The 21,468-nt window shown below is 67.7% G+C and carries 20 protein-coding genes and 4 tRNA genes; 16 read left to right on the plus strand and 8 right to left on the minus strand.

All coding sequences use genetic code 11. From position 1 onward, the window contains the following. Positions 1-11: 11 nt before the first annotated feature. The 3 genes from QMZ25_RS07920 to QMZ25_RS07930 all read left to right on the plus strand — a co-directional run bounded on the left by QMZ25_RS07920 (position 12) and on the right by QMZ25_RS07930 (position 2,702). Positions 12-500: an 8-oxo-dGTP diphosphatase gene (locus QMZ25_RS07920; protein ID WP_053517878.1), complete on the plus strand. Its 489-nt coding sequence runs from the start codon at positions 12-14 to the stop codon at positions 498-500. A 93-nt stretch (positions 501-593) separates the two neighbouring features. After that, complete coding sequence (locus QMZ25_RS07925) at positions 594-1,226, plus strand: DUF2239 family protein (protein ID WP_283219412.1); 633 nt, start codon at positions 594-596, stop codon at positions 1,224-1,226. Between the two features lie 114 nt (positions 1,227-1,340). Further along, positions 1,341-2,702 carry an MATE family efflux transporter gene (locus QMZ25_RS07930; protein ID WP_283219413.1) on the plus strand — a complete coding sequence of 454 codons (1,362 nt, stop codon included), beginning with the start codon at positions 1,341-1,343 and terminating at the stop codon, positions 2,700-2,702. Positions 2,703-2,755: 53 nt separating this feature from the next. Here QMZ25_RS07930 and QMZ25_RS07935 read toward each other — a convergent pair whose 3' ends face one another. Continuing rightward, positions 2,756-3,406, minus strand: coding sequence for a class I SAM-dependent methyltransferase (locus QMZ25_RS07935; protein WP_283219414.1), 651 nt, complete (start codon positions 3,404-3,406; stop codon positions 2,756-2,758). Between the two features lie 343 nt (positions 3,407-3,749). On the opposite strand from QMZ25_RS07935, the gene QMZ25_RS07940 reads away from it, so the two are divergent. From QMZ25_RS07940 to QMZ25_RS07985, 10 genes are all read left to right on the plus strand, one after another. Further along, positions 3,750-4,364: a CDP-alcohol phosphatidyltransferase family protein gene (locus QMZ25_RS07940; protein WP_053517884.1), complete on the plus strand. Its 615-nt coding sequence runs from the start codon at positions 3,750-3,752 to the stop codon at positions 4,362-4,364. A 22-nt stretch (positions 4,365-4,386) separates the two neighbouring features. Continuing rightward, positions 4,387-5,478, plus strand: coding sequence for a class III poly(R)-hydroxyalkanoic acid synthase subunit PhaE (phaE, locus tag QMZ25_RS07945; RefSeq protein WP_283219415.1), 1,092 nt, complete (start codon positions 4,387-4,389; stop codon positions 5,476-5,478). A 3-nt stretch (positions 5,479-5,481) separates the two neighbouring features. Then, positions 5,482-6,555 (plus strand): class III poly(R)-hydroxyalkanoic acid synthase subunit PhaC, encoded by a 1,074-nt coding sequence (locus QMZ25_RS07950; protein ID WP_053517887.1) that lies wholly within the window; start codon positions 5,482-5,484, stop codon positions 6,553-6,555. A gap of 32 nt (positions 6,556-6,587) precedes the next feature. Then, positions 6,588-6,959, plus strand: coding sequence for a YfeK family protein (locus QMZ25_RS07955; protein WP_053517888.1), 372 nt, complete (start codon positions 6,588-6,590; stop codon positions 6,957-6,959). Positions 6,960-7,023: 64 nt separating this feature from the next. Then, on the plus strand, positions 7,024-7,227 hold the full coding sequence (locus QMZ25_RS07960; protein ID WP_074899197.1) for a PspC domain-containing protein: 204 nt from the start codon (positions 7,024-7,026) through the stop codon (positions 7,225-7,227). A gap of 11 nt (positions 7,228-7,238) precedes the next feature. Next, complete coding sequence (locus QMZ25_RS07965) at positions 7,239-7,712, plus strand: hypothetical protein (RefSeq protein WP_283219424.1); 474 nt, start codon at positions 7,239-7,241, stop codon at positions 7,710-7,712. A 659-nt stretch (positions 7,713-8,371) separates the two neighbouring features. Then, positions 8,372-8,587, plus strand: coding sequence for a hypothetical protein (locus tag QMZ25_RS07970; RefSeq protein WP_005410085.1), 216 nt, complete (start codon positions 8,372-8,374; stop codon positions 8,585-8,587). Positions 8,588-8,791: 204 nt separating this feature from the next. Next, entirely contained in the window at positions 8,792-11,179 is a 2,388-nt protein-coding gene (locus QMZ25_RS07975; protein ID WP_283219416.1) for a Tex family protein, read from the plus strand. Positions 11,180-11,387: 208 nt separating this feature from the next. Beyond that, positions 11,388-13,583, plus strand: a complete 2,196-nt coding sequence (locus QMZ25_RS07980) for a PAS domain S-box protein (RefSeq protein WP_283219417.1) — start codon at positions 11,388-11,390, stop codon at positions 13,581-13,583. 63 nt (positions 13,584-13,646) lie between these two features. Further along, entirely contained in the window at positions 13,647-13,886 is a 240-nt protein-coding gene (locus QMZ25_RS07985; RefSeq protein ID WP_283219418.1) for a hypothetical protein, read from the plus strand. A 9-nt stretch (positions 13,887-13,895) separates the two neighbouring features. Here the strand turns inward: QMZ25_RS07985 and QMZ25_RS07990 are convergent, their stop codons facing one another. Then, entirely contained in the window at positions 13,896-14,984 is a 1,089-nt protein-coding gene (locus tag QMZ25_RS07990) for a DUF5694 domain-containing protein (RefSeq protein WP_283219419.1), read from the minus strand. A gap of 424 nt (positions 14,985-15,408) precedes the next feature. Here QMZ25_RS07990 and QMZ25_RS07995 point away from each other — a divergent pair, with 424 nt between their 5' ends. Then, entirely contained in the window at positions 15,409-17,244 is a 1,836-nt protein-coding gene (locus QMZ25_RS07995; RefSeq protein WP_283219420.1) for a methyl-accepting chemotaxis protein, read from the plus strand. Here QMZ25_RS07995 and QMZ25_RS08000 read toward each other — a convergent pair. Both QMZ25_RS08000 and QMZ25_RS08005 read right to left on the minus strand, forming a co-directional pair. Beyond that, positions 17,241-18,677 carry a GGDEF domain-containing protein gene (locus tag QMZ25_RS08000; RefSeq protein ID WP_283219421.1) on the minus strand — a complete coding sequence of 479 codons (1,437 nt, stop codon included), beginning with the start codon at positions 18,675-18,677 and terminating at the stop codon, positions 17,241-17,243. The two genes, QMZ25_RS07995 and QMZ25_RS08000, sit on opposite strands and share 4 nt — an antisense overlap. 205 nt (positions 18,678-18,882) lie before the next feature. After that, positions 18,883-18,968 (minus strand) — tRNA-Leu (locus QMZ25_RS08005). A gap of 140 nt (positions 18,969-19,108) precedes the next feature. On the opposite strand from QMZ25_RS08005, the gene QMZ25_RS08010 reads away from it, so the two are divergent. Next, positions 19,109-19,489, plus strand: a complete 381-nt coding sequence (locus QMZ25_RS08010; protein ID WP_053520434.1) for a response regulator — start codon at positions 19,109-19,111, stop codon at positions 19,487-19,489. 40 nt (positions 19,490-19,529) lie between these two features. On the opposite strand, the gene QMZ25_RS08015 is transcribed toward QMZ25_RS08010, so the two are convergent. Next, positions 19,530-20,486 carry an SOS response-associated peptidase family protein gene (locus QMZ25_RS08015; RefSeq protein WP_283219422.1) on the minus strand — a complete coding sequence of 319 codons (957 nt, stop codon included), beginning with the start codon at positions 20,484-20,486 and terminating at the stop codon, positions 19,530-19,532. Between the two features lie 77 nt (positions 20,487-20,563). Between QMZ25_RS08015 and QMZ25_RS08020 the strand changes: the two genes are divergently transcribed. Then, positions 20,564-20,980 (plus strand): GNAT family N-acetyltransferase, encoded by a 417-nt coding sequence (locus tag QMZ25_RS08020; RefSeq protein WP_065182734.1) that lies wholly within the window; start codon positions 20,564-20,566, stop codon positions 20,978-20,980. Positions 20,981-21,018: 38 nt separating this feature from the next. Here QMZ25_RS08020 and QMZ25_RS08025 read toward each other — a convergent pair. From QMZ25_RS08025 to QMZ25_RS08035, 3 genes are all read right to left on the minus strand, one after another. Then, a tRNA-Glu gene (locus tag QMZ25_RS08025) sits at positions 21,019-21,094 on the minus strand. A 48-nt stretch (positions 21,095-21,142) separates the two neighbouring features. Continuing rightward, positions 21,143-21,218, minus strand: a tRNA-Ala gene (locus QMZ25_RS08030). 180 nt (positions 21,219-21,398) lie between these two features. Continuing rightward, positions 21,399-21,468, minus strand: a tRNA-Glu gene (locus QMZ25_RS08035).

The following is a 21,468-nucleotide window of genomic DNA, read 5'->3' on the forward strand; positions in this document are numbered from 1 at the left end:
CGGATGCCGCCATGCCGTATACCCCGATCGTCGCCACCCTGGGCTATGTGCTTTCGCCCGACGGGCGCCAGGTGCTGATGATCCATCGCAATACCCGCCCCGGCGACCACCATCTGGGCAAGTACAACGGCCTGGGGGGCAAGATCGAGCCGAGCGAGGACGTGGCAGCCGGCATGCGCCGCGAAATCGCAGAGGAGGCTGGCATCGCGTGTACCTCGATGCGTCTGCGCGGCACCATCAGCTGGCCGGGTTTCGGCAAGCACGGTGAGGACTGGTTCGGGTTCGTGTTCGTGATCGATGGCTTTGAAGGCAGCCCGCATGGCGGCAACCATGAGGGCACGCTGGAGTGGGTGGACCTGGACAAGCTCGACACGCTGCCGATGTGGGAGGGCGACCGCAATTTCCTGCCGCTGGTGTTCGATGCGGATCCGCGTCCATTCCACGGGGTGATGCCGTACAAGGACGGACGCATGCAGAGCTGGTCGTTCAGCAGGCTGTGAGCCGCGTCGAGGTAGTGCGGATTAATACCCGGGTGATATTGACGCCATAAAATTGCCCGGGTAATATTTCCGCATCGCCCCGGTGCCCGTGCCATGTCCAATGCTCCCCTTCCGCCGTTCAGCTGCTTCGACGGTCATCGACTTGTCGCTTCCGGTACGCCGGACGTCGCCGCGCTGGCGCTCAGGCAGCTGCGTGCCGATGCGGCTGCCGGCCCGCTGCTGGTGTTCGACAACGCCACCGGCCTGACCCGGGATTTCGACACGCGTGGCAGCGTCGCGCAGCTGCTGGTGCGTATCGCCCAGGCCTTCCCGGCATCACGCGCGGACGCCGATGTGCAGACGGCGGCCACCGATGAGCCGGTGGTGGCGCGCGGGCGCGGGCGACCGAAACTGGGTGTGGTCGCGCGCGAGGTCACGCTGCTCCCGCGTCATTGGACCTGGTTGGCCGGACAGCCGGGCGGCGCCTCGGTGGCGCTGCGGCGGCTGGTGGAAGCGGCCAGCCGGGCCGGTGCCGATCTGGACCGGCAGCGCCGCAACGCCGAGCGCGCGTATCACTTCCTGCAGACCATCGGCGGCGATCTGCCCGGCTTCGAGGAAGCCACGCGTGCGCTGTTCGCGCACGACCGCGCGCGCCTGCAGGCTGTGCTGGAAAGCTGGCCCGTCGACGTACGCAGTCACGCTTTGCGTCTGGCCTTCGACGAACCTGCGGGCAGCGCCGACGACTGACCCGCCGCCCCGCAGATGCACGGCCGCGCTGACCGCGGGCCATGACTCCTCCCCACCTGCGTCTCCTGCTGGCCCCTTGGCCGGGCAGGGCAACGCCTTGCCCATGGAATGCCAATGAATCCCCCATCACTGTCCGCACCGCCTGTGGCGCCCCCCCTGTGGCGCGCCTATCTCGGGTTGTTGCTGCCGATGCTGTTGACCAACGCCCTGCAGCTGGCCTCCGGGACGCTCGACAACATCTACCTCGGCCACCTGCTCGGTGCACATGCGGTGGCCGCAGCGGCGGCGGTGTTTCCGATGTTCTTCCTGTTGCTGGCCCTGGCGATGGGCCTGGCCACGGGCGCCACGGTGCTGATCGGGCAGGCGTGGGGGTGCGGTGATGTGGTGCGGGTGCGGCGGGTCGCCGGAACGGCGGTCGCGCTGATGCTGGCGGTGTCGTTGCTGGTGATGGTGGTCGGCATCCTGTTCGCACCGCAGCTGCTGCAGGCGCTCGGCACACCGGCGCCGATCCTGGGTGAGGCCATCGCCTACGCGCGCATCATGCTGAGCGGCGTGCCGGTGATCTTCCTGCTCTGGCTGGCAACGTCGGTCAGCCGCGCGGTGGGCGATGCGATGTCGCCGCTGCACGCGTTGCTGATCGCCACCTTGATCGGCCTGCTGTGTACACCCTTGCTGATCGTCGGTGCTGCAGGCCTGCCGAGGATGGGAGCAGCCAGCGCCGCATTCTCCGCGGTGCTGGCTTCCACGCTGGCGTTGGCCTGGCTGTCGTGGCGCTGGCGCCGACAGGGGCATCCGCTGGCACCCGATCGTGATCTGCTGCGCGCGGTGCGCGTGGATGCGGGCACGGCGCGATCAATGTTGCGGATCGGGGTGCCGTCGTCGCTGCAGATGCTCAGCCTGGCCGTTGCCGAAATCGTACTGCTGGGCTGGATCAACCGGCACGGTTACCTGGCGACCGCCGCCTACGGCGCGGTCAACCAGCTGATGAGCTGGGTGCAGCTGCCGGCGATGTCGCTGGGGATCACCGCCACCGTACTGGCTGCGCACGCGATGGGCGCGGGGCGCGTGGCGCGGCTGCCTGCGATCGCCCGCACCGGTGCGTGGCTGGGGGGCGGGCTGCTGGCCGCAGTGGTGGGGCTGGTGATGCTGTCGGCACCATGGCTGGTCGGCCTGATCCTGGACGCACCGGACGTACGCGCGCTGGCGACAGAGCAGCTGCGCACGGTGGCCTGGGGTGTGCTGGCGATGGGCGGCGCCTCGGTGCTGGTGGGCGTGATGCGCGGCAGCGGCACGGTCGTGTGGCCGGCGCTGCTCGGAATGGCGGCCATCGTGCTGCTGGAACTGCCGCTGGCGGCTTGGCTGCATGCGCGGCATGGCCTGGCGGGACTGTGGTGGGCCTGGCCGCTGGGACTGGTGATGATGCTGGTGCTGCAGCTGTTCTGCTTCGCCGGTTGGCGGCCCCGGATTGCCGGCTGAGCGCCTGGGCGCCTGGCCGCTGCGCTCGCCGGGCCATCCCCGACGGAAAACGATCACTGCCGGTGCGCCAGCAGCAGATGGAAGTGCTTCTCGCGCTGCTGGCCATCGTTGCCTTCCGCGGTTTCACGGTGTGCCCGCCAGGCCGAAACACGGAAGCCCGAGATCCGCAGCGCGCGTTCCACCGCCTCCAGTTCGTGCAGGTGGAAGGTCGAGGCAAACGGCAGGCCGCGCATGAAGGTGGCATCGCCGAACGCCAGGCACAGGCGGCCGCCAGGGCGCAGCACCCGCGCCAGTTCGTCCAGCACCGGCGCCAGGTTCGGCCAGAAGTAGAGGGTGTTTACGCTCAGCGCCGCGTCCACGCAGGCATCGGTGACGGGCAGGGCGTGGGCGTCGCCATGGCGCAGTTCCGCGCGGTCACCCAGGCCGGTCGAGGCCAGTCGCTGGTTGCCGGCCGCAACCATGGCGGTGGACAGTTCGATACCGAGGTAGCGGCTGTTGGCCGCTTGCAGCAGCAGGGGCGCGAACGCGCCATTGCCCGGGCCGATTTCCAGCACGCTCTCGCCTGCAGCGGTCGCGAGCAGGCGGATGGCGGCCTGGTTGAGCTCGCCATTGCTGCGGTTCATCGCGTCGGCCACGTCCAGGGCGTGGTCGCCATGGGGCATCCGCAGTTGAGCGGCCAGGGTGGCTGCGTCCAGCATCGGCATCGTCCGGTGAGGGGATCAGGACGTGGCGACGGCGGGTCCGCCGCTGACCATAGCGCCAGAGAGCCGGCTTGGGAAGGGCGGAAACCCCGCCAGAAGTGATGAGCAAATGTCCACCGTCGCAGTCGGTGAGAACGGGTTGTCCACAGGGGGTGTGGATTACGCGTGGGCAACTTTGTGGATAAGCCTCGACAGGCGCCACCCCCCTAGGCTGTCAAGATGGGTGGCGAAAAATTCACCGCTGGTGACGATGCGTGAGCGACCGGTGAAGGGGGAACGCGGGCCGTGCTGTCGCCAGCGGCTGCGCTCGCGGTACCCTGTGGCCCTTGATGCCCCGTGAGACTTCATGAAACGTCACTTCTCGATGCTGCGCGAGTTCCAGCTGGCGGACTGGTTCACCCTGGCCAACGCCTTCTGCGGCACCGGCGCGGTGTTCGCCGCCATGCGCTTCCTGCAGGATGGCGAGCGTGGCTACCTGCTGTTCGGCATGGCGTTGATCCCGCTGGCCTTCATCTTCGACGCGCTGGACGGCCGCATCGCGCGCTGGCGCAAATCCAGTTCGACGCTGGGCCGCGAGCTGGATTCGCTGTCCGACGTGATCTCCTTCGGCGTGGCCCCGGCCGCGCTGGCCTATGCCTGTGGCATGCAGGGCGGGTGGGACTGGCTGGTGCTGAGCTACTTCGTCTGCTGTGGCGTCAGCCGTCTGGCCCGCTACAACGTGACTGCCGAGGCGCTGGCCGGCGACGAGGGCAAGGTGAAGTTCTTCGAGGGCACCCCGATCCCGACCAGCCTGGTGCTGGTGATCGTGCTGGCGATCGCGGCGGGTACCGACGCGATCGGCCCGGACATCTGGCTTGGCCAATGGCAGCTGGGTCCGTGGCAGTTGCATCCGATGGTGCTGCTGTTCGCTCTGTCCGGGTCGCTGATGATCAGCAAGACCCTGCGTATTCCCAAGCCATGACGGCATCCTGCGGAGGCCTGCGATGACCAGTTCGGCCCATGACGCCGGCAGCAGCGATTTCGAGGCTCTGGCCCGGCAGTATTTCGGGGCTTGGGGCGATGCCCTGCGCCACGCCTCCGCCGCTGGTGCGCCAGGTAGCGGCGATGCGGGCAGCTGGCAGCGCCTGTTTGACGGCTGGAGCCAGATGCTGCCCGAGCAGGGGCCGGGAGCGCCGGAGGACGCGGTGCGCCGGTTCCGCGAGCAGGCGGGCAGCTGGTACGGCACGATGCAGGAGGTCGCCAGCCGCTTCGCCGGACGCGACGCCAGCAGCGCAGAAGTGGCACAGGCCTGGCGTGAGGCAGTGCAGGGCCAGGGGGATGGCCTGCTGCAATGGATGCTGCAGGGCGCGCGCGGCAGCACCCAGGCCGGCGGTTCGTTGCCGGAGTTCGCCAGCTGGCTGCAGCAATGGCAGCTGCAGGCGGGCCCGTGGCTGCAGAGCCCCGCATTCGGTCCCGGCCGTGAACACCAGGCGCGCTGGCAGGCCCTGCTGCGCGCGCAGGAGGATTACCAGCAGCAGTCGCGCGCCTATGTCGAACAGATCCGGCAGGCGCTGGACGAGGCCTTCGACCTGTTCGAGCAGCGGCTGGCCCAGCATGAGCAGCCCGGCAGCCAGTTGACCAGCGCGCGGGCGATGTTCGACCTGTGGATCGAGGCGGCCGAAGAGGCTTACGCCAAGGTGGCCCTGTCCGAGCCGTTCCAGCAGGTCTATGCCGACCTCGGCAACGCACAGATGCGCCTGCGCGCTGGGCTGCAGCGCGAAGTGGAGCAGGTAAGCGAGCGGATCGGCCTGCCGACCCGTTCCGAAATGGATGCCGCGCACCGTCGCATTGCCGAGCTGGAGCGCAGCCTGCGTCGCCTGCAGGCGCAGGTGACGGTGCTGGCGGGTACGGCGACGGTGGATCCGGCCGCACAGCCGGCCCCGGCCAGGGTGAAGCCTGGCACTCGCAGGGCGGCCGCGAAGAAGGCGGCGCCAACGCCGAAGGCGGCAGTCAAGAAGGCTGCAGTCAAGAAGCCTGCTGCAAAGCGTGCGCCAGCCAGGAAGGCGACATCCCGTACTTCCTCGCGGAAAACATGACCGATGAAGGGACCTCTGGGCTTCAATGCCGATGACCTGATGCAGGAGACCCTGGCCATGCAGCGCAAGCTGATGGAAGGGCTGAAGCTGCTGCCGCAGGTGGAAGATGTCGATTACGGGGTGACCGCCCGCGAGGAAGTCTGGCGTGATGGCAAGGTGGTGCTCTATCGCTTCGTCGGCGAACAGGCACCGACCCGGCGGACGCCGCTGCTGATCGTCTACGCACTGGTCAACCGCCCCTACATGGTTGACCTGCAGGCCGATCGCTCGCTGGTGCAGAAGCTGCTGGCACTGGGGCAGGACGTGTACGTGCTGGACTGGGGCTACCCGGATCGATCCGAACGGTTCCAGACGCTGGAGGACTACCTGCTGCGCTACATCGAGGGCGCGGTGGACGCCCTGCGCGCGCGCAGCGGCGGCCCGGTGGACCTGCTCGGCATCTGCCAGGGCGGTGTGTTCGCGCTGTGCTATGCGGCGCTGCGCCGGCAGAAGCTGGGCAAGCTGATCACCATGGTGACGCCCGTTGATTTCCACACCGCCGACAACATGCTCTCGCACTGGGCGCGGCAGGTGGACGTGGACCTGCTGGTGGACACGCTGGGCAACATCCCGGCCGACCTGATGAATGCCAGTTACCTGATGCTCAAGCCGTTCCGCCTGAACGTGCAGAAGTACGTGGGCCTGCTGGACATCCTCGATGACAAGGCCGCGCTGGAGGATTTCCTGCGCATGGAGAAATGGATCTTCGATTCGCCGGATCTGGCGGGCGAGGCGTTCCGCGACTTCATCAAGCAGTTCTACCAGGACAACGCGCTGGTGAACGGTACGGTGCGGATCGGCGAGGAAGCTGTGGATCTGTCGCAGGTGACCCTGCCGGTGCTGAACATCTACGCCGAGCAGGACCATCTGGTGCCGCCGGATGCATCGCGCGCGATGCGGGGGCGCCTGGGCACGGAGGACTACACCGAGTCCAGTTTCCGCGGGGGGCATATTGGAATCTACGTGTCCGGACGGGCGCAGCGCGAAGTGCCAGCTACGATTGATGGCTGGTTGAAGGCCCGGGACGGGAAGGGCTAGTCTCAGGCGCTCTGGACGGGCTGGAGCCAAGGATGCTGTCGCACAAATCACTGCTGGTTGCAGCGCTGCTGCTGACCCCTGCATGGGCCCCTGCGGCCCCGGGCCCCGTAGCGCGCGGCGAAATCGCGCAGCTGATCTCCAGCCTGGACGGCTCCCAGTGCCGTTTCCAGCGCAACGGCCGCTGGTACGACGGCAGCAGTGCGCGCGCGCACCTGCAGCGCAAGTACGACTACCTGCTGAAGAAGGACCTGGTGGACAGCGCCGAGCAGTTCATCGAACGCGCGGCCACCCAGAGCAGCATGAGCGGCAAGGCCTACCGCATCCAGTGCCCCGGGCAACCGGAGCAGGCGTCGGCCGCATGGTTCAGCGCCCGGCTGCAGGCGCTGCGCCAACGCACGCCGTAGACAGGGGGGCGGTGTAGAGTCGAGTCCTGTTCGACTGCTTTATGCACTCCCAGGAGGATCCGCCATGAGTACCGCGCCCCGCACGTTGTCGCGCTCGCTGAACGACCGGATGATCGCCGGGGTGATGGGCGGCATCGCGCATCGCTTCGGCTGGAATTCCACGCTGCTGCGGGTGGTCTTCGTACTGGTGTCGCTGGCATCGGCGGCATTCCCCGGCATCCTGGTCTATCTGATCCTGTGGCTGCTGATTCCCAACGAGGCCGATTGAACCGTCCTGCCATGGTCCGGCCGATCTGGCTGCGTGCCTTGCAGGTGCTGGGTGCAGCCTGGACCGTCCCCAATTCGCTGATCGGCCTGGTCGGAGGCCTGGCCGGGCTGCTGGGCGGTGCGACGGTGCGCTGGAGCGGCCGTGAGTGCGCGCTGGTGTTCGATCGCTGGCCGTGGGGGCCCGGCGGCGCGATCACGCTGGGCAACGTGATCCTGCATACCGGCCATGATCTGGCCATGCCGTGCCGGACCTATGCGCATCAGGCGGGGTGGGGGGCGGAGCCGCTGATCCGGCTGGACGACCATGAGCGCGCGCACGTCTACCAGTACCTGGTGCTGGGGCCGCTGTACCTGCCGGTGTACCTGCTGTGCGGCGGGGTGAGTGCGCGCAACCCGTTCGAGCGGGCGGCGGATCATTACGCTCGGTTCGGGCACGGCTGGTGGCCGTGGTCTGCAGCCAACGGCACAGCCCCTCGTGGGCGGTGAAGTGGGTTGCGGAAAGTCGGTCTACTGTGGGCTGGCCGGGTGGGTGGGACTGGCGGGGACGCCGTGAACCCGTCCCTGGGGGCTTAGCCGCGCCATCCATGGCGCGGATACCCCCGCGACCCCAACCCGACCGCCCTTGTAGAGCCGAGCCTGCGCTCGGCTTCGTGGACTGACCTGAAAGCAGCCGAGCGTGGGCTCGGCTCTACAAAATGCAGCCGGCCAGGCTGCTTTTGCTTTTGCTCTTCTTTTTTCTTTTCCGCAGGTGGTAGACGCAGCAGCAAACTGTCAGCGGCCGGGTGGGTGGGGCTGGCGGGGTATCCGCGCCATGGATGGCGCGGCTAAGCCCCCAGGGACGGGTTCACGGCGTCCCCGCCAGTTCCACCCACCCGGCCAGCCCGCAGTGAACCGGCTTTCCGCAAGCCACCCAACCGCCCGCGAGGGGCGGCGCCGTTGGCGGGAATTCCCTTGGAAATTCGTTAGCTGGAAGTTAAGGATGCGTAAGCATTCTGCTGCGATCCCGCCGTCATCTGCATGCAACCGATCGTCATTAGCCTGCGTGACGTTCCAGTCAGGTACGACGCGGTAAGCTCCTCTCCGATGGGCTCGCAGCATCGCTCATCGAGTGCAGTACGCAGTAGCAATTTGGAGGAATACATCACATGGCAATCGTTCTCTATGTCGGTGGTAGCAAGGATGGCGAGAAGGGCGTGGTGCCCTATGGCTTCAGCAAATCGCGCGCCGACACCGCGCTGGGGCCGGAGTTCTACACCGAGCGGTTCATGGAACTGCAGGGTGTCGGCAAGGTCAGGCTGATGGCATTGGAAGGCATGCGTGACGAGATCGTCATGCAGCGCGCCGCCCGCCACTACCGCTGACCCTCGCAACACGCGGCAGGGCGCGCCCACCATCGCGCGCCCGCGCCGGCATCCCAGCCCCGGGCCAGTCCGAGCCCCCCTGCCAGGATGCCGGCGTCCAGACCGGCCACGCCGCTGAACCTCGTCTGCTGTCAATGTCTTGTCCGGCTCCGTCGCGGATTGCCAGAATGGGGTCTTCCCGTAACGCGGCACAGACCTGAAGCAATGCACGACGCCAAGAACGCCCAGAGCGCGCTCGCCCAGCAGATCGCCCAGACCATCGCCGAGGAAATCGGTGCCCAGCCCAGCCAGGTGCGCGCCGCGGTCGGCCTGCTTGACGAAGGTGCCAGCGTTCCGTTCATCGCCCGCTACCGCAAGGAAGTGACCGGTGGCCTGGACGACACCCAACTGCGCAATCTCGAAGTGCGCCTCACCTACCTGCGCGAACTGGAAGACCGCCGTGCGGCGGTGCTGGCCAGCATCGACGAGCAGGGCAAGCTCAGCGACGAACTGCGCAACGACATCCTCGCCGCCGATACCAAGAGCCGACTGGAAGACCTGTACCTGCCGTACAAGCCCAAGCGCCGTACCCGTGCGCAGATTGCCCGCGAGGCCGGCCTGGAGCCGCTGGCCGATGGACTGCTCGCCGATCCGACGCAGGACCCTCAGGCCTTCGCGGCCAGCTTTGTCGATGCTGACAAGGGCGTGGCCGATAGCAAGGCGGCGCTGGAGGGCGCGCGGGCGATCCTGATGGAGCGCTGGGGGGAAGATGCCGCGCTGGTGGGCGAACTGCGCACCTGGCTGGGCGAACACGGCGTGATCCGCGCCCGCGTGGCCGAGGGCAAGGAGACCGAGGGCGCCAAGTACCGCGACTATTTCGAGCACGCCGAAGCCTTGGCGAAAATTCCCTCGCATCGCCTGCTGGCGCTGTTCCGCGCGCGTCGCGAGGAGATCCTGTACCTGGAGCTGGACCCGGGCAGCGATGCCGAGGCAGGCCATCAGTACGCAGAGGGGCGCGTGGCCCGCAAGGCCGGCATCGCCGACCAGGGCCGTGCCGCCGACCGCTGGCTGCTCGATGCCTGCCGCCTGACCTGGCGTGCCAAGCTGCACATGCACCTGCTGCTGGATCTGTTCAACCAGGCCCGCGAAAAGGCCGAAGCGGACGCGATCACCGTGTTCGGTGACAACCTGAAGGATCTGCTGCTGGCTGCGCCGGCGGGCCCGAAGACCGTGCTTGGGCTGGATCCAGGCATCCGCACCGGCTGCAAGATCGCAGTGGTCGATGCCACCGGCAAGCTGGTCGCCACCGAGACGATCTATCCGCACGAGCCCCGGCGCCAGTGGGAGCAGTCGCTGCAGACGATCAGGCAGCTGTGTACCCGGCACAACGTGGAACTGATCGCGATCGGCAACGGCACCGCCAGCCGCGAGACCGACAAGCTGGCCGGCGAAGCGATCAAGGCGGTCGGCAACCCGAAGCTGCAGAAGGTGGTGGTCAGTGAGGCCGGTGCTTCGGTGTACTCGGCTTCCGAGCTCGCAGCCAGGGAGTTCCCGGACCTGGACGTGTCGCTGCGCGGCGCGGTGTCGATCGCGCGCCGCCTGCAGGATCCGTTGGCCGAGCTGGTCAAGATCGAACCGAAGGCCATCGGCGTGGGCCAGTATCAGCATGACGTCGATCAGTACCGCCTGGCGCGCGCACTGGACGCACGCGTGGAGGACTGCGTGAACGCGGTCGGGGTGTACGTGAACACCGCCTCGGCCGCGCTGTTGTCGCGCGTGTCCGGCCTGTCGGCGACGGTGGCCGAGAACATCGTGCGCCATCGCGATGACAATGGTCCGTTCAAGCGCCGCAAGGACCTGCTGAAAGTCGCCCGGCTGGGTGAGAAGACCTTCGAGCAGTGCGCCGGCTTCCTGCGCATTGCCGACGGCGACGAGCCGCTGGACGCGTCGGCCGTGCATCCGGAAGCCTATCCGGTGGTCGAGCGCATCGTCGCCAGTACCCAGCGCCCGATCAAGGCGTTGATCGGCGATGGCAGCTTCCTGCGTGGGCTGAAGGCCGAGCAGTTCACCGATGCGACCTTCGGCGTGCCGACGGTGCGCGACATCCTCAGGGAGCTGGAAAAGCCCGGCCGTGACCCGCGCCCGGAGTTCAAGGCCGCACGTTTCGCCGAGGGCGTGGAAGACATCAAGGACCTGCGCGAGGGCATGGTGCTGGAAGGCGTGGTCAGCAACGTCGCCGCGTTTGGTGCCTTTGTCGATATCGGCGTGCACCAGGACGGCCTGATCCACATTTCGGCGCTCTCCGACACCTTCGTGAAGGACCCGCGCGACGTGGTCAAGGCTGGCGATATCGTCAAGGTGAAGGTGCTTGAGGTGGATGTGCCGCGCAAGCGCATCGCGCTGACCCGGCGCCTGGACGATACCCCCGGCCAGGCCACCAGCCGCCCCGGCAGCCGTGACGAGCGTGGTCAGGGACAAGGGCCGCGGCGTGACGCAGTCGGGCCGGGCCGGAGCCCGGGGCGGGGCCAGGGCAACGGCGGTCGGCCCGCCCCATCGGCAGCCCCGGCCAACAACGCACTGGCTGAAGCCTTCGCCCGCGCCAAGCGCAGTTGAGGAGCGTGTCCCCCGTCACGGTTGAACCGGGGCGGGGGACTTGTCGATTTTCCCCGTGATTGCGCACACTTGCGCATCTGGGGAGGCGTGTGGCCGACCCGCTGTCGCTGGGGAGGACCATGACGCCAGCACGCCCCGTCCGATTCCGTGACAGCTGCAGCGGATTGCTGCGGCCCGTGCACGCCTGCGCGGGACGGAGAAGGGCTTGATGGCGGGTCAGGGCAACAACAGCAACGATCTGCTCGAACGCCGTCTGCATGCGCTGGCCGAAGAGCGTCGGCGGCTTGCGATGATCATCGAAGGCACCGCTGCCGGCACCTGGGAGTGGAACGTGCAGACCGGCGAAATGCGGGTCAACGCGCGCTGGGCCGAAATCGTCGGCTACCGGCTGGAAGAGCTGGAGCCGATCTGCCAGAAGACCTTCGCTGCACTGGTGCATCCGGACGACATCGCGCTGTCGGACACCGCGCTGCAGGAGCATTTCGACGGGCGCAGCGACAACTACGCCTGCCTGGTGCGCATGCGCCACAAGAACGGCCAGTGGATCTGGGTCCATGACCGCGGTCGCGTGTTCGAATGGGACGGTCAGGGGCGGCCGCTGTGGATGGCGGGTGCCCACGCCGACGTCACCGAGCTGCAGCAGGCACGACAGGACGCGGCCGAGAGCCGCCAGCGCCTGCAGTCGGTGGTGGACGCCTCCGACGACGTCGCGGTGATCGCGACCGATACCGATGGCACCATCACCCTGTTCAACACGGGGGCGCAGCGCCTGCTGGGTTACAGCGCCGCCGAGGTGGTCGGCCTGCGGCGGCTGGATGCCTTCCATGAGCCGGATGAGCTGAAGGCCTGGCTGCAACCGCTGGCCGACCCGCAGGGTCACCTGCCGGATGTGTTCGAGGCCCTCAGTGCGCATGCCGAAGGGCAGACCTATTCGCGGCGATGGACGCTGCTGCGCAAGGATGGCCGGCAACGCCAGGTGCGGCTTTCGATCAGCCGCATGGACGGCGCCGATGGCACGCGCATCGGCTATGTCGGCATGGCCATCGATATCACCGAGATCCTGCAGGCACGTGCGGAGGCACGCATGGCGGCGGAGAAGTTCGCAGGCGCCTTCACCTCGGCTGCGCTCGGCATGGCGCTGGTTTCGCTGGAAGGGCGCTGGCTGGATGTCAATGACGCGCTGTGCCGCATCCTGGGCTATGCGCGCGAGGAGCTGCTGCAGGTGGATTTCCAGCGGCTGACCCATCCGGACGATCTGCAGGCCGATCTGGCCCTGGTGCAGGACCTGCTGGCAGGCCGGTGCAGCCATTACCACCTGGAGAAGCGCTTTCTCGATCGCAACGGCAGGGTGATCTGGACGCGGCTGTCGGTATCGCTGGTGCGCAACGAACGCGGCGAGCCGGTGCATTTCGTCTCGCAGATCCAGGACATCAGCGCACAACGCAGCAGTGAACAGCGCCTGTTTGAAAGCGAGCAGCGCAGCCGCATCACCCTCGACGCCGTCGCCGACCTGGTGCTGAGCGTCAGCCTGGAGGGCCGCATCGAATATGCCAATGCCGCTGCCGTGCGCATGCTGGCCGGCGACGGCGCACAGGCGCTGGCCGGCTACAGGGTGCAGGACGTGCTGCAACTGACCACCGAGTACGCCCCCGGCTCGATGCTGGACGTGGCCGTACTGCTGGACCCGGAAAGCAACGCGGTCGACCTGCATGCCGACCTGCTGCTGCGGCTGGGCACCGCGACGGTGCCGGTGGACCTGACCCGCGCCTGGCTGCGCGACGATGAAGGCCATGTGCGCGGTGCGGTGTGGGTGCTGCGCGACGATACCCAGCAGCGCGCACGGCAGCGCGAAGCGCGCCAGCTGGCGGAGATCGATCCGCTGACCGAACTGAGCAACCGGCGGGGCTTCGAAGTCCATCTGCAGCAGGCCATCACCCGGGTCGAGCGGACAGGCCAGGCGGCATCGCTGATGTACATCGACCTGGACCGCTTCAAGCCGGTCAACGATACCTGGGGCCACCTGGCCGGCGATGCGGTGCTGTGGGCGGTGGCCAGCGTGCTGCGCCACGGCGTGCGCGATTCGGACGTGGTGGCCCGGCTGGGCGGGGACGAGTTCGCGGTGATCCTGTCCGGCTGCACGCCGCGCCGCGCGGCGCGGATCGGCGGCGAACTGCTGCAGACCCTGGCCAGCCTCTCCATTCCCTGGGACAAGCACCGCCTGCGGGTGGGCGCCAGCATCGGTATCGCACCGCTGCTGGGCGGCATGGGGGTGGACCAGGCCGTGGCTGCGGCCGATGCGCAGTGCTACAGGGCCAAGGCAATGGGACGCAACAACGTGCAGGTGCAGGGGGAAGCCGGCGAATGGCCGGCCGAGGGCGTGGACAGCGACGCCGGTGGCGGCTGATCTCAGTCTGTGAGAGGGCGGCCGCGAATACTTCGCGCACACCCATCCCCGTTGGAGAACGACATGCCTTTCTGGACCCCGGATGCCCTGCGTGCCTTCGCGCCGGCAATGGTCGGCTGGTGGCTGGCGGTAGCCGCCTGCCTGCGTTTGGAGCAACTGCACGGCGATGCCCGGGCGCAGGCGCTGCTGCCCACTCTGCAGGGCGGCGTGGTGGTGCTGCTGATGCTGACCCTGGGTGCCATCGTGGCCGCCTGCGTGCTGCTGTGGCGGTCGCGGCGCGGGGATGCGCCGGCACGCTGCTAGCCCTGGCGCTCAGTCCAGCACGCTGTTGGCATCAACCAGCCGCACGTCGTGCATCTGGTTGAGGTAGGCCTCGTAGTAGCCCTTGTGCGAGGCGCCGACGAGGGTCAGCATGCGGGTGCCCGGGTGCTGGCCCAGCACCTCGCGCATGTTGGCGACCATGCGCAGGTTGCGGGTTTCCCAGTAGCCGACATAGCGGCGGCCGAAGCCTTCTGGCGATGGTTCGACCAGGGCTGCGCCGAAATCGCTGTCGTAGACCCGGGCGACGGTGTCGGGCGCGTTGTAGTTCCGATAGAGCGCCAGCAGGCCGTCCGTGCTGCCGAGTTCGGCGTACAGGGCCGTATCGGCGGCCCGTCGTGCCTGGGTGGCGGGATTGTTCCAGGCGTTCATGATGGCTTCGCCAGCCGCCTTCTCCAGTGCCGCAGGGGTGGGCGAATCAGCGGTGTGGTCATCGACTGCCCACAGGCGTTCCAGGCCCAGGCGTGCGGCAAGCTCGGCCGCGATCAGGCTGACTTCGTTGCGTCGCGAGGCGCGTTTGTCGAGGAACTGCACCAGTTGCGGTGACAGGCTGTCTGCGGCGCGACGCTCCTGCGGCGGCAGGCGCAGCCACTGCACCAGCGCGGAGCCGTTCTCACCTGCGGCCAGGAACAGTGCGGCCAGCCGGCGACGCTGTGCGTGCGTCGGTGTGGCGGGCCATGCCGCCAGCACGCGATCGACTTCGGCATTGGCCGCTGGAACATCCAGACCGGTGGCGGCCTGGGCAGGTGCAGGATCGACGCAGTAACTTCCCACGCTCTCGGCATAGCGGGCGGGATTGCGGCGCATGAAATCGCATTGCAGTCCGGACAGGTTCTCCACCGCGATCGCCGTCGGCCGCCATGCCTGCAGGCGCTGCAGCAGCGGCTCCAGCATTGCCGGCTGGAAGGTCGGGGGCAGGCCGGACAGGTGCGGTGAGCCCAGCACCAGCACTTCGTTGACGCGGCCGGCGGGCGGGCCCTTGAGCTGTGCGGGGTTGAAACTCGGCCGATAGCCTGCATCGGCGGCCAGCGCGCCGCTGCTGCACAGGCCGAGGGCGAAAAGAGCAGCCAGGCGTGAAAACATGCGATCTCCGTGTCGATGGACGGTCCGTGGTGGGCGCATCCTTGCCTGTCCACCCCCTTGCCGACAGCCCCGATGGTCATGGCAACCTTTTCGTTGCAGGCTGCATCTAGGGGCCCGTCAGGCGCTGCAGGGGGAGGGGGCTGGACAGGGCCCGCTGCGGAGGGGCCTAAAGCCCGGAACGGAGGTGCCGATAACCTCACTGGATCCCGCTCCCGTCACCCGCTGCAGGACCCCAGGCTGCCCCGTCGGGCGGCCCGCGCAGTGTGTTCCGCCGCTCCCGGATGTCGATCGCACCCGCCCCCAGATGTTCTTGCCCGTTGCTCGAGAGGTGCCTGCCGGCACCTGTAGTCCAAGCAATTGATGTCGCCGTCGGGCATCCCGCCTGGCGGATCGCAACCGCTTACCGGACACCGAGGATCAGACAATGCTCATTCCAGGCCTTACGGCAGGCGCACAGGCGCCAGCCGAGCTGCACACCCGTTGGTCGCCGTGGCGTTCCCTGCTGGGGGCGCTGGCGGGACAGCCTCGGCCCGGCAGGGTCGACAGCGATCGCGGTCATGCCGAGCTGGCCGCCCAGGTGGCCGCACTGCATCGCGTGCAGGTGGTGATCGAATTCGATCTGGATGGCACCATCCTGCAGGCCAACGACAACTTCCTGCAGGCGGTGGGTTATCGTCTGGACGAAATCCAGGGCAGGCATCATTCGCTGTTCGTCGATCCCGATCAGGCGTCCAGCGCCGAGTATCGGGACTTCTGGGCCCGGCTGGGACGTGGCGAGTTCGACGCCGGACAGTACCGACGGCTGGGCAAGGGCGGGCGCGAAATCTGGATCCAGGCCTCCTACAACCCGGTGCTGGACCCGCAGGGCCGGCCCTTCAAGGTCGTCAAGTTCGCGACCGACATCACCGCGCAGAAGCTGCAGGCCGCCGACTCGGCGGGGCAGCTTGCCGCCATCGACAAGTCGCAGGCGGTGATCGAGTTCAGCCTGGACGGGCACATTCTCTCGGCGAACGCCAACTTCCTCGCCGCCACCGGCTACAGCCTGGAAGAAGTGCGCGGCCAACACCATGCGCTGTTCGTGGAGCCCGAGCTTCGCGGCAGCCTCGAGTACTGCCGGTTCTGGGAAAAGCTCGGGCGCGGCGAGTACGACGCCGGGCAGTACCGGCGGCTCGGCAAGGGCGGCCGCGAGATCTGGATCCAGGCCTCCTACAACCCCATCCTGGATGGCAACGGCAGGCCCTTCAAGGTCGTCAAATACGCGACCGACATCACCGCGCAGGTGCATGAGAACCAGGCCATGCAGCGTGCGGTGGCGCAGACCCGGGAGGTCGTGGCGGCGGCCAAGCAGGGCGACCTGACCCGAACCGTCGCCATTGCCGACAAGAGTGGCCCCATCGCCGAGCTGTGCGATGGCGTCAACGCGCTGGTCGAAGCCATGGCGGGCATCATCGGCCAGATCAAGTTCGCTGCCGATACCATCGCGGTCGGCGCGACCGAAATCGCGCAGGGCAACAGCGACCTGTCGCAGCGCACCGAACAGCAGGCGGCCTCGCTGGAAGAAACCGCCGTGTCCATGAAGGGCCTGGCCGATACGGTGCAGCGCACGGCGGCCAATGCGCGCCAGGCAAGCCAGCTGGCCGGCGGCGCAGCGGAGGTGGCTGCGCGTGGCGGCAGCGTGGTGCACGAGGTGGTGGCGACGATGGCCTTGATCAACGCCTCCTCGCGTCGCATCGTCGACATCATCGGGGTGATTGACGGCATCGCATTCCAGACCAACATCCTGGCGCTGAACGCTGCCGTGGAGGCGGCCCGTGCCGGCGAGCACGGCCGTGGGTTCGCGGTCGTCGCCACCGAGATCCGCGAACTTTCGCAGCGCTCGGCCAGCGCCGCCAAGGAGATCAAGCAGCTGATCGACGCATCGGTGGCCAATGTCGGTGCGGGCACGGCGCAGGTGGAAAGTGCTGGCCGCACGATGGACGAGATCGTGCTCAACGTGCGCAGGGTCAGTGACCTGGTCACCGAGATCAGCAGCGCGTCGCAGCAGCAGAGCGATGACATCCAGCAGATGAACCACGCGGTGGACCTGATCGACCAGGGAACCCAGCAGAACGCGGCGCTGGTCGAGGAAGCGTCTGCCGCGGCGCGCAGCATGGAAGAACAGTCGGCCCACCTGCTGCAGACCGTCGCCGGATTTCGTGTGCAGGGGGCGGCGGGCGGCGCTGCCCTGCAGCATGGCGTGCCGACCCTGCGCGTGGTCTAGGCGCGCAGGGCAGGGGCCGCTGTACGTTCCGGCAAAGCCTCGCCGCGGACGCAGTTGCGGCCCGCGCGCTTGGCCCGGTACAGGGCCTGGTCCGCACGTTCGACCACGCTGTCCGGTTCCTGCCGAGCATCGGCAGCCAACCATGCCACGCCGATGCTGACGGTTACGCTGGACGGGCCGGACGGCAGCGCGGCGTCTTCGACCGCCACGCGGATGCGCTCGCCCATGGCCATCGCATGGGCCACGTCGGAGGAAGGCAGCGCAGCGATGAATTCCTCGCCGCCGTAGCGGGCGAGCAGGTCGTCACCGCGCTGCAGGCAGCCATCGATGATCGCGGCCACCGCCTGCAGGCGGCGATCGCCCTCCGGGTGCCCGTAGGTATCGTTGAGGCGCTTGAAGTGGTCGATGTCGATCATCAGCACCGCCAGGCCCAGGCCCTGGCGCCGCGCGCGCCGTTGGGCACCGGGCAGCGATTCATCGAAACTGCGGCGGTTGCCCAGCCCGGTCAGCGGATCACGCCGGGCCAGCGCTGCCAGCTCGTCGCGCTGGCGTTGGATGTCCACCTGGCTCAGCACGCTGCGCAGTGCATAGCCCAGCATGGCGCCGATGAAGCCCACCGTTGCCATCGTCTGGTTCGTGCGCGCCATCAGCAATGCGACCAGCATCAGCAGAAGCGGCAGCATCAACGGCACGCTGGCCTCGACGAAACGCCGCAGGTTGCGCGGGACAGGCGGCGCGGTCCTGCGCCGCGGACTGCCGGCGATCACCGCCAGCAGCAGGAACAGGCCGCTGATGAGCAGATCTGCCCATCCGCCGTCCGGGGTCTGCGGCCGATACCGGCTGACGTACTGCTCGATCAGGAAGTAGCCGAGCAGGAACAGGGTGAGGGTGCGGAAGAAGTCGCGGCGATCTGCGTTGTCCTCGGCCAGGTAGCGGATCAGCGCGAAGCCGAACAGCAGGCTGTTCTGCGTGGTGCTGATGGGGTTCAGGCCATGCGTCCACAGCGCGGTATCCAGCTGCGCAGTCGATTGCGCGTGCGTGTAGTACAGCAGCCAGAGCAGACCGATGATCGACAGGTCGACGCTGCGGACATGGCGGTTCCGGCTGTCGGCGCTGGCGGCCACGTAGGTCAGCGGGATGCGATAGAACACGTAGAGGATCAACGATGTCAGTGCGACCTGCGCCGGCCAGGCATCGGTGATGCCTGGAAACAGCAGTGGGAGCAGTGCGACCGGAAACAGGCTGACGGCGAAAGCGAAGGTCCTCCATTTGCAGGCGGCGTGGCTGTCACGCGCGCGGCGCACGCATGCCATGGCCGCCAGCAGCGGCGCGGCGCTTGACATCAGGAACGAACCCACCGGATCTCCAGGGCCTGCCAGGCCGACGACGAATGCATGCGTGACCAGAAAAAACAGTGCAGCCGGCAACGTCATGCATTCCCCCGCCCCCAGGTACGGCCAGTCACGATAGGCAGATGCGCATGCGCCTTGCAAGAATTCCGCAGCGTTGGCCTGCTGGCAACGTTGTCAGCTGCGGCGCGCACGGCGGCGGCGCTGGGCGGTCGCCGCGCGGGAGGGGCGACGCAGGTGACGGGCCGGAAATGCAGAAGGCCAGGTCGTGGACCTGGCCTTTGATGCATGGTGCCGGTGAAAGGACTCGAACCTTCATGGGGTTGCCCCCGGCTGATTTTGAGTCAGCTGCGTATACCATTCCGCCACACCGGCAGGCAGCGGGTGATTTTACCCGAGGTCGAGCGCACTTTCATAGAGGCTGCCCGGCGCGGGACGATTGCGGCCGAATCTGCCGGCATTGCCCCCGTGATCGCTATACTGCGCCGGCGTGATATGCACAGGAGCGGGAATCGATGGCGGCGTTGCAGGACCTGCGGGTACTGGTGGTCGAGAACGACGAGATGAGCGCGGCCCTGCTGCAGATGCAACTGGTGCAGGCCGGTGCACAGGTGGTGGGGCTGGCTGCGAGCGTCGGCGAAGCACTGAGGCTGCTGGAAGAAACCACGCCGGACGTGGCGCTGCTGGACTATCGCCTGGCCCACCAGGAAACCAGTGAGCCGGTCGCGGCGGCGCTGGCCGCCCGCGGCGTGCCCTTCGTGCTCGCGACCGGCATGTCGGCGGAGCAGCTGCCACAGGCCATGCAGTCGGGTGTGCTGCTGGTCAAGCCCTACCTGTCGGCGGAGCTGTCGCAGGCGCTGGCCCGCGCGGTCGGGCACTCCAGCGCCCGCGCCTGATCCAGGCGCGGTGCCCGGACGATCCGGCCGCAGTGCGTGCTCAGGCGGACTCCTCGAAGACGTAACGGATCTCCTCGCGATCGTCGAGGATGCGGTATTGGCTGGCGAGATCGCCAGGTTCCGGATTGAGCCATGCATCGAGGTGCTCGGGCCGGATCGGCACGATGCCGCGATCATGGCCGGCGGCGGAGATATCGGCCGGCGGCGTATCGGTGATGGTCGCAAATGAGAGGAGGCGTCCTTCGGGGCCGTCCCACTCGGACCAGAGGCAGGCTACCAGCAGGTCGCGGGGCGGGTCGGGGCGGAACTCAAGGACCACATCTCCCGTCCTGCCATCAGGGGCCGGTGCGCGTCCGCCAACCGCGTGCCGGGACACATGCTCGTAGAAGGCCTGGATGACGACCACGCCATGACGCTGCCCGAAAGCGCCGCGCCAGTAGCCTTCCAGGCTGTCACGGCGGGCGTTGTAACTGCCCGGATAGAGCACGTCGTTGCGCGCGGGCGCATCCGGCAGACGGCACCGGTAGCGCATCGGCTTGATCACCCGTTGCCCGTTCTCGCTCACCATCACCGGCGCGTAGGTGCCGGGGAAAATGCGGTTGTCGCGGGGCAGCAGCTGCACGCGATGCAGGTCGTCGAGCCGGGTCTGCGCGCGATCGATGCGGTTGCCGGCGATGCGCAGCTCGTTGCGCGCCTTCAGTGTGGGACGGGTGGCCAGGGCTGCGATTGCGATGTCGCGGCGTTCGCGCTGCTGGGCCAGCTCGGCTTCCAGCGTGGCCTGCTCCTGTGCATGCCACCGCTGGATCCGGGCCACGATGTCGCGGCCGAGCTCCGTGCGCGCGCCAGCGAAGCCGTCATCCATGGCCTTGGGCGTCCTGGGTTGCTTCTTGCCGGGGTCGTACGCATACAGCGCGGCGAACTCCTCCAGCGACAGCACGGCACCGAACTCGCGCACCAGCTTGGCGTAGTCGGCCCGGATCAAAGCGGAGTAGCACATGCGATATCTGTCGGGGTGAGTCGCGGCGGCTGCGACGCGGATGCGGCAGGATAGCCTGACACTCAGGGAGATTCCGCATGAACGATCCTGCCCATTGCCATTTCCGTGAAGGCGTGCCCACGGTCGAGGCCTATTGCCAGCTCCGGGCGCTGGCCGGGCTCAGCGCCAAGACCGCCGAAGCGGCTGCACGTGCGCTGCCCAATACCCTGTTCGGTGTCTGCGCCTATCAGGGCAGTGAGCTGGTGGCGATGGGCCGGATCGTCGGCGATGGCGGCTGCCACCTGCAGGTCTGCGATATCGCCGTGCTGCCGCCGTTGCAGGGGCAGGGACTGGGCAAGGAGGTGATGCGGCGTCTGGACGAATGGATGCAGGCCAACCTTCCGCCTTCGGCCTATGTGAGCCTGCTCGCCGATGGCGAGGCACATCGGTTGTATGCGCAGTACGGATTCGCGCCGACGGCGCCAGCCTCGATCGGAATGTATCGACGCTTCTGAAAAGAAAAACCCCGGCCGAAGCCAGGGTTTTCAGAAATTGGCGTCCCCACGGGGATTCGAACCCCGGTCGCCACCGTGAAAGGGTGATGTCCTAGGCCTCTAGACGATGGGGACGCACGAAAACTTCAAGTTGTAGAACCTTCGACGGCCTGATGTCGAAAGTGGTGGAGCCAAGCGGGATCGAACCGCTGACCTCCTGCATGCCATGCAGGCGCTCTCCCAGCTGAGCTATGGCCCCGTGTTACCGAGCCGCCTATCATACCTGCGTGTTCACGTTTGTGGAAGCCTTTTGAGCTTTTTTCGTTCCGGCGCCCCGCATACGATCCGGGAGACCACCGTGACGCCACAACCTGAATGCCGGTTGGCGGTGAACAAAAAAGACCCGGTTATCGGCCGGGTCCTCGTTGTTCGTGATGAGTGGCGTCCCCACGGGGATTCGAACCCCGGTCGCCACCGTGAAAGGGTGATGTCCTAGGCCTCTAGACGAT

It is taken from the genome of Stenotrophomonas sp. RS-48 (assembly GCF_030053245.1).
Taxonomy (GTDB): domain Bacteria; phylum Pseudomonadota; class Gammaproteobacteria; order Xanthomonadales; family Xanthomonadaceae; genus Stenotrophomonas; species Stenotrophomonas maltophilia_P.

Bases quoted from the DNA above. Each gene is read 5' to 3' on its own strand.
- QMZ25_RS07920 (WP_053517878.1), top strand. From the start codon at position 12: ATGCCGTATACCCCGATCGTCGCCACCCTGGGCTATGTGCTTTCGCCC.
- QMZ25_RS07975 (WP_283219416.1), top strand. From the start codon at position 8,792: ATGCACGACGCCAAGAACGCCCAGAGCGCGCTCGCCCAGCAGATCGCC.
- QMZ25_RS08010 (WP_053520434.1), top strand. From the start codon at position 19,109: ATGGCGGCGTTGCAGGACCTGCGGGTACTGGTGGTCGAGAACGACGAG.
- QMZ25_RS07970 (WP_005410085.1), top strand. From the start codon at position 8,372: ATGGCAATCGTTCTCTATGTCGGTGGTAGCAAGGATGGCGAGAAGGGC.
- QMZ25_RS07930 (WP_283219413.1), top strand. From the start codon at position 1,341: ATGAATCCCCCATCACTGTCCGCACCGCCTGTGGCGCCCCCCCTGTGG.
- QMZ25_RS07955 (WP_053517888.1), top strand. From the start codon at position 6,588: ATGCTGTCGCACAAATCACTGCTGGTTGCAGCGCTGCTGCTGACCCCT.
- QMZ25_RS07950 (WP_053517887.1), top strand. From the start codon at position 5,482: ATGAAGGGACCTCTGGGCTTCAATGCCGATGACCTGATGCAGGAGACC.
- QMZ25_RS07995 (WP_283219420.1), top strand. From the start codon at position 15,409: ATGCTCATTCCAGGCCTTACGGCAGGCGCACAGGCGCCAGCCGAGCTG.
- QMZ25_RS07965 (WP_283219424.1), top strand. From the start codon at position 7,239: ATGGTCCGGCCGATCTGGCTGCGTGCCTTGCAGGTGCTGGGTGCAGCC.
- QMZ25_RS07935 (WP_283219414.1), bottom strand. From the start codon at position 3,406: ATGCCGATGCTGGACGCAGCCACCCTGGCCGCTCAACTGCGGATGCCC.
- QMZ25_RS07925 (WP_283219412.1), top strand. From the start codon at position 594: ATGTCCAATGCTCCCCTTCCGCCGTTCAGCTGCTTCGACGGTCATCGA.
- QMZ25_RS07990 (WP_283219419.1), bottom strand. From the start codon at position 14,984: ATGTTTTCACGCCTGGCTGCTCTTTTCGCCCTCGGCCTGTGCAGCAGC.
- QMZ25_RS08000 (WP_283219421.1), bottom strand. From the start codon at position 18,677: ATGACGTTGCCGGCTGCACTGTTTTTTCTGGTCACGCATGCATTCGTC.
- QMZ25_RS07960 (WP_074899197.1), top strand. From the start codon at position 7,024: ATGAGTACCGCGCCCCGCACGTTGTCGCGCTCGCTGAACGACCGGATG.
- QMZ25_RS07985 (WP_283219418.1), top strand. From the start codon at position 13,647: ATGCCTTTCTGGACCCCGGATGCCCTGCGTGCCTTCGCGCCGGCAATG.
- QMZ25_RS07940 (WP_053517884.1), top strand. From the start codon at position 3,750: ATGAAACGTCACTTCTCGATGCTGCGCGAGTTCCAGCTGGCGGACTGG.
- QMZ25_RS08015 (WP_283219422.1), bottom strand. From the start codon at position 20,486: ATGTGCTACTCCGCTTTGATCCGGGCCGACTACGCCAAGCTGGTGCGC.
- QMZ25_RS07980 (WP_283219417.1), top strand. From the start codon at position 11,388: ATGGCGGGTCAGGGCAACAACAGCAACGATCTGCTCGAACGCCGTCTG.
- phaE (WP_283219415.1), top strand. From the start codon at position 4,387: ATGACCAGTTCGGCCCATGACGCCGGCAGCAGCGATTTCGAGGCTCTG.
- QMZ25_RS08020 (WP_065182734.1), top strand. From the start codon at position 20,564: ATGAACGATCCTGCCCATTGCCATTTCCGTGAAGGCGTGCCCACGGTC.